This window comes from Ruegeria sp. C9 (genome assembly GCF_056537585.1).
On record NZ_JBQFRU010000006.1, the window covers coordinates 1 to 15655 of the forward strand.

Sequence of the window (15655 nt, forward strand, 5' to 3'; positions counted from 1 at the left end):
ACTTTGTTCATGAACACGACCATCTTCGGGATGCCAACCTGGCGGCCCAGCAGGATGTGCTCGCGGGTCTGCGGCATCGGGCCGTCAGCTGCGTTCACAACCAAGATCGCGCCGTCCATCTGAGCGGCACCGGTGATCATGTTCTTGACGTAGTCGGCGTGGCCGGGGCAGTCGACATGCGCATAGTGGCGGTTGTCGGTCTCGTACTCCACGTGGGCGGTCGAGATGGTGATGCCACGTGCTTTTTCTTCAGGCGCGCCGTCAATCTGGTCATACGCTTTGAAGTCACCGAAATACTTGGTGATTGCTGCGGTCAGCGTGGTCTTGCCGTGGTCAACGTGGCCAATCGTGCCGATGTTGACGTGCGGCTTATTACGCTCAAACTTTTCCTTTGCCATTCCTCAGGCGCCCTTTTTGCAATTTGGGGGACCCTTGGTCCCGTGGTTACATCTGCGCGCGCGAGATATTTGGTTCAGGGGGGAAAATCAAGCACATCCTGAGGGAAATGCATCCATCACGCCGGATTTTGTGTGACAGCTTCGGTTTCAAGCGGCTGGATCAAGCTGGGGCGCTTGTCAAACCAGCCATCATCCTTGTGCTCTTCGGCCAGCCACTCCTCAACCCGGTCGGCAACCTTCAAGGCCAGACCGTTCATCTGTTCTTCTCGGGTGCGCGCATTTCCTGATCCAGTAAGGGCGCTTTCACCGGTGGTATCTTCGAGCACCTGAAACTGCTTGCCTTTAGCAAGGAACTCTTTCTTTTCGACGTCATAGACGTTTACCAGAACGATGGCGGTGCTTTTGGGGTTGTAAATCACAGGAATTCCCGGAGGTGCCAACATGTAGCCCTCGAGACTGATGCCAATGTCGTATTCCTGTGAACCTTCATACCGGCCAAGCCTGATGTCCACTGCATTCTGGATCGCTTTGGTCCATTCATCCGGCGTAGCATCCCGCGAAACCGGTCCCTGAACGGCCTTTTCCGCAAAGGCATAATTCACGCGTAGCTTGAATTCACCCAGCGACTCGGGGTCTTCATAAACCTGCGTTTGGGTGCATGCGCCCATCAGGGCCAACCCGGTGATCAGTGTCAGAATGCGCAGCATGTCTCTCGTCTCGATAGGCCTGTTTTCTTTGGATGTAGCGCACCGATACGGGTTGTGCCAAGCCGTATCGGCAGATTTTCACCAAGCGGACAGCATATCACGAGAACTTGTAATCCCTCGGAAAGCCATAAGGTGCTTTTTTCCCAACACCCGCACGCTTGGCCAACCATTGGGACATATCTGCCTCGTGCCGGGTTTTGTCGCCGCCCATGGACCATTTCAGGCCCTCTTCCCAGTTGAAGGTGGTGATATCGGATAACCCACCATCCAATTCCAGTGTGCCCTGCCGCCCACGCGCCATGTTGTACTTCTGCAAGCGGACACCCTTACCACGGGTCATCTCGGGCAGTTCCTCTGTCGGGAACACTAGGAATTTCCCGTTCTGCGAGACAACAGCAACATGATCGCCCTCAACCGGCTTACAGATCATCGCCGTCTCGTCTCCTTTGACGTTCAGCACCTGTTTGCCATTCCGGGTCTGCGCCAGAACGTCATCTTCCGGCACCATAAAGCCGTTGCCCGCATCCGAGGCCACAAGCAGCTTGCGCCCCGGTTTGTGGATCAGGATGTCGATAATCTGCGCCTCGTTCGGCAGGTCGACCATCAGACGTAGCGGTTCGCCCATGCCACGCCCGCCGGGCAGGTTAGCGGCGCTGACTGTATAGAATCGGCCATTTGACGCAAAGACCAGCAGGCGGTCCGTAGTTTCCGCGTGGAAAATGAAACGTGGGCCGTCACCATCTTTGAACTTCAACTCGCGCTTCAGATCGATATGGCCGGTCATTGCCCTGATCCAACCCATCTGAGAGCAGACGACCGTGATCGGTTCCTTGTCGATCATCGCCTCAAGCGGCACTTCCTCGACCTGACCTGCCTCGGCAAATTGTGTCCGGCGCGCGCCGCCTTCATAGTCTTTGCCGAAGGTCTTCTTGGTCTCTTTGAGTTGCTCGGCGATCTTGGCCCATTGCAGGGCGGGGTCGGCCAGCAGGTCTTCGAGGTTGGCGCGTTCCAGCATCAGTTCGTCACGTTCGCGTACCAGTTCCATCTCTTCCAGACGGCGCAAGCTGCGCAGGCGCATGTTGAGGATTGCATCGACCTGCACCTCGGACAGTTCGCCCTCACCCGGCTTCGGCGAGACGTAATCGGACTCATCGGTTGCGCGGACGTGATCGATGCCCCAATCTTCGCGCATCAGAGCGGCCTTGGGGTCGTCGTCGTAGCGGATGATATCGATCACCCGGTCGAGGTTCAGGAAGGCGACGATAAAGCCCTCCAATACCTCAAGGCGGTGGTCGATCTTGGCCATGCGGTGACGCGACCGCCTGATCAGCACCTCTTGCCGGTGGTCAAGGAACGCGCGCAGCACTTCCTTCATCGAGCAGACCTTAGGCGTCACCCCGTCGATCAGCACGTTCATGTTGAGGCTGAAGCGCACCTCAAGGTCCGAGTTGCGATAGAGCATGCCCATCAGCACCTCGGGGTCCACATTCTTAGAGCGTGGTTCAAGGATCAGGCGGATGTCATCAGCGGATTCGTCGCGGACATCAGCGAGGATCGGGATCTTCTTGGTCTGGATCAGTTCCGCGATCTTTTCGATCAGCTTGGATTTCTGAACCTGATAGGGAATCTCGGTGACGATGATCTGCCACTGGCCACGCCCCAGATCTTCAACCTCGTATTTACAGCGCAGCCGGAAGGATCCACGCCCGGTGCGGTAGGCCTGCGCGATATTTTCGGGCGGCTCGACAATGACGCCGCCGGTCGGAAAATCCGGGCCGGGAACATAATTCAATAGCGTATCGTCACGCGCATCCGGCGTCTTGATCAGATGCAGACAAGCGTCGCACAACTCAGAAATATTATGCGGCGGGATATTCGTCGCCATGCCCACCGCGATACCGCTGGCGCCATTGGCCAGTAGATTCGGGAACTGTGCGGGCAACACGACCGGTTCGGTCAGTGTGCCGTCATAGTTGTCGCGGAAATCGACAGCGTCTTCGTTCAACCCTTCCAACAGGGCTTCGGCCACGATGGTCATCCGCGCCTCGGTGTATCGAGAGGCCGCCGGATTATCGCCGTCGATATTGCCAAAATTCCCCTGCCCGTCGACCAGTGGATATCGGACGTTGAAGTCCTGTGCCAGTCGCGCCATTGCGTCGTAAATCGCCGCGTCGCCATGAGGGTGATAGTTACCCATCACATCGCCAGAGATTTTCGCTGACTTACGGAAACCGCCCGTCGCACTGAGTCGCAACTCGCGCATCGCGTAGAGGATTCGCCGGTGAACCGGCTTCAATCCATCGCGCGCATCTGGCAAAGCGCGGTGCATGATGGTGGAAAGCGCATAGGTCAGGTAGCGCTCGCCAATTGCGCGGCGCAGCGGCTCGGCTACCTCGCCCCCATTGTCAGGGGTCTCCATATTGGGGTCGTCGATCGTATCGTTCATACATGATGTGATACGACGCAAGCGCGCGCGGGTAAAGCAATCGGCGCATATTTTGCTGGGGACAAGTCGGGCTTTTTGCAACAGGGGGAGGCAAGTATCGGATTTCCCCCGCTTTTCGACTCGAAGCTGAATCTATGGTAGGGTTTCGAACATTAAGACTGCTGCCTTTTATTGATGTTACGATTGCCAGGGGGTGCGCCATGAAGCGTGTTATTGTTATCACTTTCGCCATGCTCGGCTGGAGCTTCTATGTGATGAGCGGGGGCCCGGATTTCGAACCGCGGGGCACCCGCACCGAGCAACCGGTTCGCGTTGCCTCTGTGCCAGAACATGAGCCTGCATCCGACCACGCACCTCGGGCTAAAGACGACCACGCACCTCGGGCTGAAGACCTTGTGACCAACGTTGCCGCGCGCATTGTACAGGCGCGCGCTCAGCCCGAGCCACAAGTAGAGGAGGATGCCGCAGTCGTCCTGTCACAAGTCACCAACGATCCGCTGTCTCAGTTCTCTGCATTTGACGAGAACGGCGTCAGCTTTACTCTGGCTTCGCTTGAAGACGGAGCCGCCGGACTGTTGCAGGTCGAGGCCGAGGTGCAGGATGACATCACACCTGTGAATCAGGTCATCGAGCCCGAGAAAGATATCCGCGAAATCTCGGGCACGCGGGTCAATATGCGCGATGGGCCCGGAACGATTTACCCCATCATCGCCAAAGCCAAACTTGGCCAGCGCGTTGAGGTTCTCAGTGATTCCGGCACCGGCTGGCTGCGGTTGCGGTTATACCCTGATCAGCGGGTGGGTTGGATTTCTGCCTCACTGGTTCGGAAACCAACAAACTGACGCAACTGTGTCATTGTCCTGACCTAAAGCTCGCCATAGCTATGGGCGAAATACACAGGCGGGGGCAATATGCAGAAATCAATTCTGATCACAGGCTGCTCATCCGGGATCGGTCTGGACGCGGCACACGGGATGCGCGCGCGCGGTTGGCGCGTTTTTGCCTCATGCCGTCAACAGCGTGACTGTGATCGGCTACGGGCACAGGGTTTCGACAGCCCGCTGATCGACTATACCGATTCCGATAGCATTACCTCAGGCCTGCAGCAGGTTTTGGACGCGACCGGTGGCACGCTGGATGCGTTGTTCAACAATGGCGCTCACGGCCTTCCCGGCGCGGTTGAAGATGTCCCAATCGAAGGGCTTCGCCTAATTTTCGAGACCAACGTATTTGGCTGGCACGAACTGACCCGGCAAGTGATTCCCGTGATGCGGGCTCAGGGCCATGGACGCATCGTGCAGAACTCATCAGTGTTGGGACTGGTCGCGTTTCCCTGGCGCGGGGCATACGTCGCCACCAAATACGCCATCGAAGGCCTGACCGATACCTTGCGCCTAGAGCTACGAGACACCGACATCAAGGTCATCCTGATCGAACCAGGCCCGGTCACCTCGAAGATCCGTGTGAACGCGATCCCTGTCTTCGAACGCTTTATTGACTGGAAAAGCTCAGCCCTGCGACAGAGATACGAGGATACGCTGCTGAAACGCCTCTACGAATCCTCCGGACCTGACAAGTTCGAACTGCCTGCCTCGGCTGTTACCGCCAAATTGGCGCATGCGGTTGAATCCAAGCGCCCACGTCCGCGATACTATGTGACGACGCCCACCTATATCGCCGGATATCTGCGCCGTATTCTGCCTACCCGGGCCATTGATCGCATCCTCTCGGACATATGAGGCGAAATTACCTGTTCGCTTTTGCCGCTATCAACGCTAGATGACGGCTCAACAACTGAACAAACACGGACGGTGAGCTATGGACCTGACGATGGTCATACTGCTTCTGGCCATGGCGGCGGTCGTCGTCGTGCTGGTGATGGGCATTGCCAATTTTGGAAAACCCGGCAAAGAGGCCGCGCTGAAAAGCAACAAGCTGATGCGCCTGCGTATCCTGTTTCAGTTCATCGCGGTGCTGCTGATCGTACTTTACGTCTATCTGCGTGGGCAGGGAGGGTAAGGCATGGTTGTTCTCAACAAGATTTACACGCGCACCGGCGATGATGGGAAAACCGCTCTGGGCAATGGCGAGCGCGTCGCCAAATATTCCGGGCGTGTCGCGGCCTATGGCACTGTGGATGAGCTTAATTCCTTTGTCGGCGTGGCACGGACCGAAGCAGACGGAGAAGTCGAAGCCGCCTTGTCCCGTATCCAGAATGACCTGTTTGATCTGGGTGCCGATTTCTGCCGCCCCGACATGGATAAGGATGCCGAGGCCGACTACCCGCCCCTGCGTATCGTTTCCGCTCAGATCGACCGGCTTGAAGCAGAGATCGACGCGATGAACGAAGCGCTCCAGCCCTTGCGCAGTTTCATCCTGCCCGGTGGCTCACGTTTGGCCGCGCATCTGCATGTGTGCAGAACAGTTTCGCGCCGGGCCGAGCGGTTGGCGGTTGAGCTGACAAACATGGAACCGGTCAATGAGGTGGCTGTCAAATACCTCAACCGCCTGAGCGATTGGTTCTTTGTCGCCGCGCGCTGTGCCAACAACGGCGGGCACGATGATGTGCTCTGGATTCCCGGCGCAAACCGGTGATCGCGCCTGCCGTCGGGAAACTAAATTTCGTTTCTGGTCCAAAAAATGACAAAACGCGACGTCTCGAAACCATGACGTGACGATTTTGCTCTGTCGCAGAACATCACGACCCGCTATCTAAGCCAGCGAGAGCATTGGTGGAGTCGCTGCGCGGCTTGCCGTTTTTGTAAGGAGCATACGCAAAAATGAAGGTACTCGTGCCTGTCAAGCGCGTGATTGACTACAACGTGAAAGTTCGTGTGAAAGCGGATGGCAGCGGCGTTGATCTCGCCAATGTAAAAATGTCGATGAACCCGTTCGACGAAATTGCCGTGGAAGAGGCGATCCGCCTGAAAGAGGCGGGCAAGGCCGATGAGGTTGTTGCCGTTTCGATCGGTGTGAAACAGTCGCAGGAAACCCTGCGGACCGCACTGGCCATGGGCGCCGACCGTGCCATTCTGGTTGTCGCGGCGGATGACGTGCATCAGGACATCGAACCGCTTGCAGTTGCCAAGATCCTCGCCAAAGTGGTCGAAGAAGAGCAGCCCGGCATCGTTCTGGCGGGCAAGCAGGCGATCGACAACGACATGAACGCTACCGGCCAGATGCTGTCGGCCCTGCTGGGCTGGTCGCAAGGCACCTTCGCGTCCGAGCTGGACATCGAAGGCGACACCGCCAAGATCACCCGTGAGGTTGACGGCGGTCTGCAGACCATCTCTGTCAAAATGCCGACCATCGTCACCGTCGACCTGCGCCTGAACGAGCCGCGCTATGCGTCGCTGCCGAACATCATGAAGGCGAAGAAAAAGCCGCTGGATGAAAAAACCGCCGCCGATTATGGCGTCGACGTCACGCCGCGTCTGGAAATCGTCAAGACCGAAGAGCCGCCGGCACGCGCCGCAGGTATCATCGTGGGCTCGGTTGATGAGCTGGTCGAGAAACTCAAAGAAGCGGGGGCTGTGTAATGGCTGTTCTTCTTCTCGCAGAGGTTAACAATGGTGAGCTGTCGGTTGACGCCACAGCCAAGACCGTTGCCGCCGTCAAATCGCTGGGCGACATCACCGTTCTGGCCGCAGGTGGTTCTGCCGCTGCTGCTGGTGAGGCCGCTGCCAAGATCGATGGCGTATCCAAGGTTCTGGTCGCTGAAGACGCCTCGCTGGGTCATCGCCTGGCGGAATCGACCGCAGCCCTGATCGTGGGTCTGGCCGATGGGTACGAGCATATCGTTGCCCCTGCCACCACCGACGCCAAGAACGTGATGCCGCGCGTTGCAGCCCTGCTGGACGTGATGGTGATCTCGGACGCGTCCGGCGTGGTCGATGCCACGACCTTCGAGCGTCCGATCTATGCGGGTAACGCGATCCAGACCGTGAAATCGAACGACGCCAAGAAAGTCGTGACCATCCGGACCGCCAGCTTCGATGCGGCGGGCGAAGGTGGTTCGGCGGCGGTCGAGACCATCTCGGTCGGCGAAAACCCCGGCCTGTCGTCGTGGGTCGAGGACAAGGTTGCTGAAAGCGACCGTCCTGAACTGACTTCGGCTGGTGTTGTTGTTTCGGGTGGCCGTGGTGTTGGCTCGGAAGACGACTTCAAACTGATCGAAGGCCTAGCCGATAAGCTGGGAGCCGCCGTTGGTGCCTCACGCGCCGCAGTTGACTCGGGCTACGCCCCGAACGACTGGCAGGTGGGTCAGACCGGCAAGGTTGTTGCCCCTGACCTGTATGTTGCAGTCGGCATCTCGGGTGCGATCCAGCACCTGGCGGGCATGAAGGACTCCAAGGTCATCGTTGCGATCAACAAGGACGAAGAAGCGCCTATCTTCCAGGTCGCAGACTTCGGTCTGGTCGCAGACCTGTTCCAGGCCGTACCGGAACTCACCGAAAAACTCGGCTGATTTCAGACAAAGATTTTTCGACGAAAAATCTTAGAAGGCCCGCCACCGGCGGGCCTTTGCTGTTTATGCGCCCAGGTCGTTGATCACTTGTGCAAGTGAGCCAGCGATATTGCGATGTGTAGCTGGGCCGATCATATGCTCGGCAATCGGTTGTTGCAGGGTGCCAAACAACATGTCTTCAAGCTCATCGGATACGCCGGATACCTGAACCTGCAAGGACAAAATATCCGTACAATGGGGTCTCAAAGGCTCAATCATCTCGGGGTTGATTGCAAAGCCGTCACCCGGTGTCGAATCCAAATCGCTTCTCTCCACTTGCAGATGCAAAAGCAGGACGGGCGGGCCTACTTCTGCAAGAAACTTGCCGAGCTTTTCGATCCAGACATTGCGCAGCTCTTGTTCCACAAGTTCAATACGGGCATCCGAGCGTGCCGACAGGCGGTTCAGCAAGTGCTGTACAAAATGGACATCCGTAAAATCTTCTTCGGGATACAGCGCAACCAGATCGGCATTCGGCGCAACGAAACGGTCATTGCGTCGTGGGTGCACCCGGTAGAATCGGTTCGATAGCCCCAGCATGCCGGGTAACTGCAGGACGCATATATCAGACCGGTTTGCGATCTCCAGTAGCCCTTTGTCCTGCGTCAACGCCTCGGCACCGCAGAACAGGCTGCCCAGATTGAGGCAGCGGCGATCCAAACGACGTTCCAACTCATTGGGAAAGGGGGTTTCTACGAAACGGCCAAAAGTCTCTTCGCCCCCCAAACATGCAACATAGGGGTTGTTCAACGCCCTTTGGGGGCCCCTGAAACGTAGTTTCGAATTTTCATATTCGCACGTTGTTTCCGCGGAATGGACCGCATTGATCGATTGATAGCTCATCACACTCACCCAAATATTCACCCAACCGCCATTTTGCCGCCGCAAGTCTTGAGAAAGTCCTAATGCGCGCATTTGAAGTGAAATTGACTGTCCCCGTCCCCTTGCCGCCCATAGGGAACTGCCGATAATGTCGCCATATTCTGCGAACAAGGGCATCGAACAAATGGACGTAAAATCAGTCGGAGTGATCGGCGCTGGACAGATGGGCAACGGGATTGCTCATGTTATGGCGTTGGCAGAGTATGATGTTCTACTGAACGATGTCAGCCAGGACGCGCTAAACAGCGCGATGGCAACCATTGAAACCAACCTGGCGCGTCAAGCGTCGCGCGGCAAAATCTCGGATGATGCAGTGAAATCCGCGTTGGGTCGGATCACGACGACGCTGAATCTGCCGGATTTGGGGCAGACCGATCTTGTAATCGAAGCCGCGACCGAGCGGGAAACGGTGAAACAGGCAATCTTTGAAGACCTGTTGCCGCACCTACAGCCACATACGATCCTGACATCGAACACTTCGTCGATCTCAATTACCCGGCTGGCCAGCCGCACCGACCGGCCCGAACGTTTCATGGGATTCCACTTCATGAACCCGGTCCCTGTGATGCAGCTCGTCGAGTTGATCCGGGGCATCGCCACCGATGAAGCAACCTTTAACTCCTGTAAAGCCGTAGTGGACCGGCTTGGCAAAACCTCAGCCAGCGCCGAAGATTTTCCGGCCTTTATCGTGAATCGCATTCTGATGCCCATGATCAATGAGGCGGTTTACACATTGTATGAAGGTGTCGGGAATGTGCAGTCCATTGACCAATCGATGAAACTGGGCGCAAACCACCCTATGGGCCCATTGGAACTGGCGGACTTCATCGGCTTGGATACCTGTCTGGCGATCATGAACGTGCTGCATGACGGGCTGGCAGACACCAAGTATCGCCCCTGCCCGCTGTTGACGAAATATGTCGAAGCCGGATGGCTGGGACGCAAAACCGAACGCGGGTTTTATGATTATCGAGGCGAGGTTCCGGTACCCACACGGTAGAATCTGAGAGGGCCAGCCCTCTCTTGAGCCTATGGCTCAATTCACTCCCGAGATATTTTTGGCCAGATGAAGGGGCGGATCAGGATTTGAGCGTCTTGCCCAGCGCCATGGTGTGATCCCGGAGCCAGGCCATGAAGCCGCGTGGGTCGCGTTCCAGCAGCGCCATGTCTTCATCCGATATCGGATCACCGATGACCGGAGACTGGGGTTTGTTGCAGGAGCGGACGATTTCGTGCAGCAGCAGGCCCTGGCGCAGGATGGGCGATATCCGGTTGGCAATTTGATACCAGCGCGAGTTGCTGCCGGGGAAGAAGATCGGCACGACCTTGGCACCCGACCTACGGATCATCTTCGCGGTGAAGACATTCCACTCCCGCTCGATGGCTGGTCCGAACCAATCATCCGAAGACATCACAACACCTGACGGGAATAACGCGACAACGCCCCCATCTGCCAGATGTTTCATCGTCTTGCTGCGCATCTCGAGCATCTTGGCCTGCGCTTCAGGATCATGCGGGAACGGCACCGGGATCATGAATGAGGTCGCAGCTTCATCCAACCCAGTCAGGACTGAGCGGGTCAGGATGCGATAGTCACTGCGGACCCGGCCGATGAGTTCAGCGAAGATCATGCCATCAACCATGCCGTGCGGATGGTTCGCGACGACCACTACGGGGCCTTCTTTTGGGATGCGGGCGATCTGTTCGGCTGGGGTTGTCAGCTCGATACCCATGGTCTTGAGCGCACCGCCCCAGAACTTCTGACCTCGATAGCGTTCGTTCTGCTTCTCGAACTTGTTGACCATGCGCAAGATGGTCAGCTTGCCTGTGCACCATTCGATGGCGCGAATGGCCGTAGACGTCCAGGCATCGTCAAACGAGTTGGCGTAGGTCAGGGTTCTGCGGTCGTAGATTTCACCCTGATCGGTGTCTTGATCCACTACAGGACCTGTCTTGGTATCGTGCGTGGTTTCCGCCAATTGCCTTGTCTTTCCGTCCTTGGTGTCGTGGCTGTCAGAACCCTTCGCCGAACTTATCGTTCACCAATGTTTCCAAAGCCTCTGCCAACGCCTCAGCATCCGGGCCGGACGTCTCGACGTCAATAGTGCTTCCGCGCGACGCTGCCAACATCAAAAGGCCCATGATACTGTCGCCCGAGGCAGAAAGCCCGTCTCGTGACACCTCGGCGCGCGCATCAAAGCCTTCGACCACCTCGACCAGCTTGGCAGAAGCGCGGGCGTGAAGGCCCTTTTCATTGATAATTTTCAAACTCTTGGTCGTCATATGAGTCTATCCGGTGTCAATCCAATGTCACATTTTGCGCATTGATGTACTTTCGTCCAGCTTCCAAAGCCAAACGCACGGCCTCGGCCAGTGGCAAGTGGCGACTTTTGGCCAGTTTGATCAGCATGGGAAGGTTGGCCCCGTAAAGGATTCGCCGGTCTTGTGGCGCACATGCGCGCAGGCTCAGATTCGAGGGGCTGCCGCCAAACAGATCGGTCACCACAACGACGCCATCGCCCATATCGACCTCGTCCGCCGCGCGGCAGATTTCAACTTGTTTCGCTTCGCGATCATGGTCGGCTTCTATCGGGATGGCCACCAGTCCGGGTTGCTTTCCAACCACATGCTGCGTGGCGGCCAGATATTCCTGCGCCAACCCGCCATGTGCAACAATTACAATCCCGATCACCCCGGCCTCACATTCAACGCGCGTCGTTCCATTTCGCGATGCCTAATTGCCACCTGCTGCCCCCCTTCTGCAAGGGCCTTTGCAACTGCTTCAGCCACCGCGACCGAGCGGTGCTGCCCTCCGGTGCACCCAAATGCAACTGAAAGGTGCGCTTTGCCTTCCTCACGGAAGGCCGGAAGCAGTTCGATCAGCAGGTCGACCACCCGGTCAAAGAAGACGCCATAGTTTGCATCTGATTGAACATAGGCCGCCACATCCGAGTTTCGACCATCCGCATCCCGCAGTTCAGGCCGCCAGTATGGATTGGCCAGAAACCGGCAATCGAACACCATGTCCAAACCGCGCGGCAAGCCCCGCTTGTACGAGAAGGATTCGATCGACACCGCCAGATGCCGCCCGCCCTTTGGGGCGAACAAGCGTTCGACCTCTTCCCGCAGCTGATGCACATTCAACGCGCTGGTGTCGATCAGCGTGTCGGCAAACTCGCGAATTGGGGCTAACAGTTCCTTTTCCTGACAAATGCCGGTTTCCGGGCTGGCATCAGTCGCAACCGGGTGACGGCGGCGGGTCTCCGAGAAGCGACGCAGCAGCACCTCGTCCCGGCAATCCAGATAGAGGATCGTCAGGTCGACATTCTCCATCCGGCCCAGTTTGGCGGCAAGTTCGATAAACCCGGTGGTTGAAAAATCGCGGTTGCGCGCGTCGATACCCAAAGCCATTGGGCGCGCAGGCTCCGAATTGTCGACGAGGCGAGCCAGCAACCCCATCGGCAGGTTGTCAATCGCCTCAAACCCCAGATCTTCAAGCACATGAATTGCGGTCGATCGCCCTGCACCGGAAGGACCTGTTATCAGAACGACGCGCTGTTGTGCTGTCATGTATTCGGCCATTCCGGGGCTACGCGCCCCATTTTCACAAGTTGAATAAGTCCTGCAGCCAAATTGGGCACGCCAGCCCCCCGAAGCAAGGGAACAGTTTGCTTCAGCACAAGAATTTCAGTGGGTTCAGGCAGCCGCGCAGGCTCGGCTTGGTCCATATCCACAACAAATGCCAATCGGACCGGCCTCGCGGCTTCAGCTCGCAGCAACCCAATGCCGCGCGCTTCAATCAGGCCGCGGATCTGCGGAAGTCCAGCTGCCATCACGTGATCGGCCTGTCCGGTCAATTCGACCCGGTCATCAGCGACAAGCTGCGCCCCAAGCGCCATCATCTGTAGCGCCAAAGAAGATTTGCCAGTACCCGAGGCGCCAATGATCAATAAGCCTTTTTCCTGAACCGCAACACAGGTTCCATGAATGCAGGCCGACCCTTGATCCGCTATCTCAGAAAGTGGGGTGATCGTCATAACCTAGACGGGAAGCCCGACAACAAACCGCGCACCTAGCGGGTCCGAGGTGATATCGGCTTCGGTCGGACGGATGTTTTCTGCCCAGATCACACCACCATGCGCCTCGACGATTTGTTTCGAAATCGCCAATCCAAGGCCCGAATTGTTGCCGAAATGCTCTTCGGGGCGTTCGGAATAGAAACGCTTGAAGATCTTGGTCAGCGCCTGATCAGGAATGCCGGGACCGGTGTCTTCAACCACAACGAGCACGCGGTTGTCACGACGGCGGACCCAGACCCGGATGGCGTCTTTGTCTTCGCAGAACGAAATCGCATTGGTGATCAGGTTGACAAAGACCTGCGCCAGACGCGCCTCGAGCCCGTTGACCACGATGGGGTCGGAGGGAAGGTCTGTGATATATTCGATGCCTTTCGAACGGGCATCTTCACCCAGAAACTGACTGATATTGCCAAGCAGATTGAGCAGGTCAAAGGGCTGCTCTTCTTCTTTCACCAGTTCCGCGTCCAGCCGCGATGCGTTCGAGATATCGCTGACCAGTCGATCCAATCGCCGCACATCATGCTCAATCACGCCCAATAGCTTTTCGCGCTGATCATCGCGTTTTACCATGCGCATGGTGCCCACGGCGGATTGCAGGCTGGCCAGTGGGTTCTTGATCTCATGCGCGACATCGGCCGCAAATTGTTCGTTCGCGTCAATGCGGTTGTAAAGCGCCGTGACCATCCCGCGCAAAGCCTGGCTCAGGCGGCCGATTTCATCCGGACGCGCACTGAGATCCGGGATGCGGATACGTCCGGGGTTCACTCCGGCTCCGCGGTCCTTGCCCATCTCGGCAGCGGCGGCCAGATCAGCAAGAGGATTGGCAATCGTTGAGGCCAAAACGAGGCTCAGACCGATCGAGACCAGCAGTGCCACCACAAACATCTGCAGGATCCGCTCTTGCTCCTTGCGGGCCAGCGCATCGATCTCGCCCGCCGGGCCCGCCATAGCAACGGCACCCACAGGCGTATCGTCCAATAGGATCGGGGCCACGGCGACAATCACCGTCTTGCCTTTATCGTCGAGCACGGCCTGTACTTGCAATCCGCCGTTCAGCGCCTGCGGGATCATTTCCTGCACCCGTTGCGCCAGCGTCGGAGCCTCGCTTTCGGAAGAACCGCTAAAGACCGCAGACACACCATTCCAAACCGCATTCAATGCGTCGCTGATCAAAGTGCTTCCAGTGGCGCTGTCGGCGTCCTGATGCAAAAGGCTGGGCAATTTGTCGGCCATGGACGCCCCGCGTGTCCAACCGATCAGAGTGCCCGTGCCGTCATAAACAAAAACCTCGCCGCCTTCGGGCAAGCTGAGACCCGCTAGCGTATCACGGACATCCAATGTGCCTGCACCATTGGCAGAGGGTTGACGCAGCTGGGTTTCAAAAACGTTGCTGACAAGTTGCGCATCACCGACCAGGTTCTGCGCGGTCTGTTGAACCCGTTCTTTTCGCGTGTCGTCCAGATACAGCAGCCCTGCCACCAAAATGACAAGGGCAATGAGGTTGAAGGTGATGATCCTGCGCGCCAGGGGCGAATAGCGCATAGAAAACAGGTTTCGTCGCGAACGCTTGGCCTGTAGCTCGGCAGCATCAGGGTCTTGGGGGATGACCCAGTCATCCCCAAGAACGACGTCTGCGTCGTGCACTTGGTTGGCTTGTTCAGTATCGCGCACGAGACCCCTTCGGCTTGATAAAACGGCCGCGCCTATTCTTCGTTATAACGATACCCGATACCGTACAGCGTTTCTATCGCCGAAAACTCGGGATCGGCTGCGCGCATCTTCTTACGCAGTCGCTTGATATGACTGTCAATGGTGCGGTCATCCACGTAGACCTGATCATCATAAGCCACATCCATCAGCTGATCGCGACTTTTGACAAAGCCCGGACGTTGCGCCAAGGCCTGCAGCAGCAGAAACTCGGTAACTGTCAGCGAGACATCATTGCCTTTCCAGCTGACTGCGTGGCGCAGCGGGTCCATCCGCAGCTCGCCCCGCTCCATCACTTTTGTATCGCCCGAGGCCGCGTTGGTCACATCACCATCGACCGCTTCCTGACGGCGCAACAAGGCGCGAATCCGTTCGACCAGCAGCCGCTGAGAGAATGGTTTTTTGACGTAGTCATCTGCACCCATGCGCAGACCCAGAACCTCGTCAATCTCGTCATCTTTGGAGGTCAGAAAAATCACGGGCATCTGGGTTTTCTGCCGCAGCCTTTGCAGCAGATCCATGCCGTCCATCCGCGGCATCTTGATATCCAGTACGGCCATGTCTGGTAGCTTTTTGTTGAAAGCGTCCAGCGCAGCCTGACCATCGTTGTATGTTTCGACCTCAAACCCTTCGGCTTCGAGTGTCATGGACACGGACGTCAGGATATTTCTGTCGTCGTCCACCAGTGCAATCTTTGACATCGGGTTCACCCCTATTCCTGCTCACTCGCGCAATAATACGCTTTTTTGTAAGGCATTGTTGGCGGTTTTGAGCCACCGAATCAACTCGTAACCTCGAATCGTGCCATTCTTGCGGCAGGTATGCGGCAAATTTGCCTTGCTGCGCCCAAATAGCTGCCTTGATTTACGGCAGACAAATCGTGATGGCGCTAAACCTCAACTTGGTTGCGCTAACTACCCCCAACCCTC

At 57.2% G+C, this 15655-nt stretch carries 18 protein-coding genes; 7 read left to right on the top strand and 11 right to left on the bottom strand.

Annotation, left to right across the window (positions count from 1 at the left end; genetic code table 11):
• The 3 genes from ACR0NE_RS15665 to parC form a co-directional block, all read right to left on the bottom strand.
• Positions 1 to 398: GTP-binding protein (locus ACR0NE_RS15665; RefSeq protein WP_480780083.1), on the bottom strand; the 398-nt coding region annotated here is incomplete at its 3' end.
• Positions 399 to 514: 116 nt separating this feature from the next.
• Entirely contained in the window at positions 515 to 1105 is a 591-nt protein-coding gene (locus ACR0NE_RS15670) for a hypothetical protein (RefSeq protein ID WP_170392584.1), read from the bottom strand.
• A 97-nt stretch (positions 1106 to 1202) separates the two neighbouring features.
• Positions 1203 to 3551, bottom strand: coding sequence for a DNA topoisomerase IV subunit A (gene parC, locus ACR0NE_RS15675; protein ID WP_170513470.1), 2349 nt, complete (start codon positions 3549 to 3551; stop codon positions 1203 to 1205).
• Between the two features lie 200 nt (positions 3552 to 3751).
• On the opposite strand from parC, the gene ACR0NE_RS15680 reads away from it, so the two are divergent.
• The 6 genes from ACR0NE_RS15680 to ACR0NE_RS15705 all read left to right on the top strand — a co-directional run bounded on the left by ACR0NE_RS15680 (position 3752) and on the right by ACR0NE_RS15705 (position 8019).
• Complete coding sequence (locus ACR0NE_RS15680; RefSeq protein WP_480454364.1) at positions 3752 to 4393, top strand: SH3 domain-containing protein; 642 nt, start codon at positions 3752 to 3754, stop codon at positions 4391 to 4393.
• Between the two features lie 69 nt (positions 4394 to 4462).
• A complete protein-coding gene (locus ACR0NE_RS15685; RefSeq protein ID WP_170392586.1) occupies positions 4463 to 5290 on the top strand; it encodes an SDR family NAD(P)-dependent oxidoreductase in 828 nt (275 codons plus the stop codon).
• A gap of 79 nt (positions 5291 to 5369) precedes the next feature.
• Complete coding sequence (locus ACR0NE_RS15690; protein WP_170392587.1) at positions 5370 to 5570, top strand: twin transmembrane helix small protein; 201 nt, start codon at positions 5370 to 5372, stop codon at positions 5568 to 5570.
• A gap of 3 nt (positions 5571 to 5573) precedes the next feature.
• The gene (locus ACR0NE_RS15695) at positions 5574 to 6146 is read left to right on the top strand and encodes a cob(I)yrinic acid a,c-diamide adenosyltransferase (RefSeq protein WP_170425243.1); all 573 of its coding nucleotides are present in this window, start codon (positions 5574 to 5576) and stop codon (positions 6144 to 6146) included.
• 185 nt (positions 6147 to 6331) lie between these two features.
• Entirely contained in the window at positions 6332 to 7090 is a 759-nt protein-coding gene (locus ACR0NE_RS15700) for an electron transfer flavoprotein subunit beta/FixA family protein (protein ID WP_170425241.1), read from the top strand.
• Positions 7090 to 8019, top strand: coding sequence for an electron transfer flavoprotein subunit alpha/FixB family protein (locus ACR0NE_RS15705; protein ID WP_170402252.1), 930 nt, complete (start codon positions 7090 to 7092; stop codon positions 8017 to 8019). Before ACR0NE_RS15700 ends, ACR0NE_RS15705 begins: the two co-directional genes overlap by 1 nt.
• 63 nt (positions 8020 to 8082) lie before the next feature.
• On the opposite strand, the gene ACR0NE_RS15710 is transcribed toward ACR0NE_RS15705, so the two are convergent.
• Positions 8083 to 8901 (bottom strand): DUF6473 family protein, encoded by an 819-nt coding sequence (locus ACR0NE_RS15710; protein ID WP_480459725.1) that lies wholly within the window; start codon positions 8899 to 8901, stop codon positions 8083 to 8085.
• 163 nt (positions 8902 to 9064) lie between these two features.
• Here ACR0NE_RS15710 and ACR0NE_RS15715 point away from each other — a divergent pair, with 163 nt between their 5' ends.
• The gene (locus tag ACR0NE_RS15715; RefSeq protein ID WP_170392931.1) at positions 9065 to 9940 is read left to right on the top strand and encodes a 3-hydroxybutyryl-CoA dehydrogenase; all 876 of its coding nucleotides are present in this window, start codon (positions 9065 to 9067) and stop codon (positions 9938 to 9940) included.
• 79 nt (positions 9941 to 10019) lie between these two features.
• Here ACR0NE_RS15715 and ACR0NE_RS15720 read toward each other — a convergent pair whose 3' ends face one another.
• The 7 genes from ACR0NE_RS15720 to ACR0NE_RS15750 are packed head-to-tail and all read right to left on the bottom strand — an operon-like array spanning position 10020 to position 15427.
• Positions 10020 to 10919: a lysophospholipid acyltransferase family protein gene (locus ACR0NE_RS15720; RefSeq protein WP_170597399.1), complete on the bottom strand. Its 900-nt coding sequence runs from the start codon at positions 10917 to 10919 to the stop codon at positions 10020 to 10022.
• A 34-nt stretch (positions 10920 to 10953) separates the two neighbouring features.
• Positions 10954 to 11223 carry an HPr family phosphocarrier protein gene (locus tag ACR0NE_RS15725; protein ID WP_170392593.1) on the bottom strand — a complete coding sequence of 90 codons (270 nt, stop codon included), beginning with the start codon at positions 11221 to 11223 and terminating at the stop codon, positions 10954 to 10956.
• 16 nt (positions 11224 to 11239) lie between these two features.
• Positions 11240 to 11632: a PTS sugar transporter subunit IIA gene (locus ACR0NE_RS15730; protein ID WP_170392594.1), complete on the bottom strand. Its 393-nt coding sequence runs from the start codon at positions 11630 to 11632 to the stop codon at positions 11240 to 11242.
• Positions 11629 to 12510 (bottom strand): RNase adapter RapZ, encoded by an 882-nt coding sequence (gene rapZ / locus ACR0NE_RS15735; protein ID WP_480459726.1) that lies wholly within the window; start codon positions 12508 to 12510, stop codon positions 11629 to 11631. The genes ACR0NE_RS15730 and rapZ overlap by 4 nt, the downstream gene beginning before the upstream one ends.
• Positions 12507 to 12977 (bottom strand): phosphoenolpyruvate carboxykinase (ATP), encoded by a 471-nt coding sequence (locus ACR0NE_RS15740; protein WP_170597403.1) that lies wholly within the window; start codon positions 12975 to 12977, stop codon positions 12507 to 12509. Before ACR0NE_RS15740 ends, rapZ begins: the two co-directional genes overlap by 4 nt.
• 3 nt (positions 12978 to 12980) lie before the next feature.
• Entirely contained in the window at positions 12981 to 14690 is a 1710-nt protein-coding gene (locus ACR0NE_RS15745; protein WP_170597405.1) for a sensor histidine kinase, read from the bottom strand.
• A 32-nt stretch (positions 14691 to 14722) separates the two neighbouring features.
• Complete coding sequence (locus ACR0NE_RS15750; protein WP_170392598.1) at positions 14723 to 15427, bottom strand: response regulator transcription factor; 705 nt, start codon at positions 15425 to 15427, stop codon at positions 14723 to 14725.
• Positions 15428 to 15655: the final 228 nt, after the last annotated feature.

Bases quoted from the DNA above. Each gene is read 5' to 3' on its own strand.
- ACR0NE_RS15695 (WP_170425243.1), top strand. From the start codon at position 5,574: ATGGTTGTTCTCAACAAGATTTACACGCGCACCGGCGATGATGGGAAA.
- rapZ (WP_480459726.1), bottom strand. From the start codon at position 12,510: ATGACAGCACAACAGCGCGTCGTTCTGATAACAGGTCCTTCCGGTGCA.
- ACR0NE_RS15710 (WP_480459725.1), bottom strand. From the start codon at position 8,901: ATGAGCTATCAATCGATCAATGCGGTCCATTCCGCGGAAACAACGTGC.
- ACR0NE_RS15670 (WP_170392584.1), bottom strand. From the start codon at position 1,105: ATGCTGCGCATTCTGACACTGATCACCGGGTTGGCCCTGATGGGCGCA.
- ACR0NE_RS15750 (WP_170392598.1), bottom strand. From the start codon at position 15,427: ATGTCAAAGATTGCACTGGTGGACGACGACAGAAATATCCTGACGTCC.
- ACR0NE_RS15680 (WP_480454364.1), top strand. From the start codon at position 3,752: ATGAAGCGTGTTATTGTTATCACTTTCGCCATGCTCGGCTGGAGCTTC.
- ACR0NE_RS15685 (WP_170392586.1), top strand. From the start codon at position 4,463: ATGCAGAAATCAATTCTGATCACAGGCTGCTCATCCGGGATCGGTCTG.
- ACR0NE_RS15705 (WP_170402252.1), top strand. From the start codon at position 7,090: ATGGCTGTTCTTCTTCTCGCAGAGGTTAACAATGGTGAGCTGTCGGTT.
- ACR0NE_RS15690 (WP_170392587.1), top strand. From the start codon at position 5,370: ATGGACCTGACGATGGTCATACTGCTTCTGGCCATGGCGGCGGTCGTC.
- ACR0NE_RS15740 (WP_170597403.1), bottom strand. From the start codon at position 12,977: ATGACGATCACCCCACTTTCTGAGATAGCGGATCAAGGGTCGGCCTGC.
- ACR0NE_RS15725 (WP_170392593.1), bottom strand. From the start codon at position 11,223: ATGACGACCAAGAGTTTGAAAATTATCAATGAAAAGGGCCTTCACGCC.
- parC (WP_170513470.1), bottom strand. From the start codon at position 3,551: ATGAACGATACGATCGACGACCCCAATATGGAGACCCCTGACAATGGG.
- ACR0NE_RS15715 (WP_170392931.1), top strand. From the start codon at position 9,065: ATGGACGTAAAATCAGTCGGAGTGATCGGCGCTGGACAGATGGGCAAC.
- ACR0NE_RS15700 (WP_170425241.1), top strand. From the start codon at position 6,332: ATGAAGGTACTCGTGCCTGTCAAGCGCGTGATTGACTACAACGTGAAA.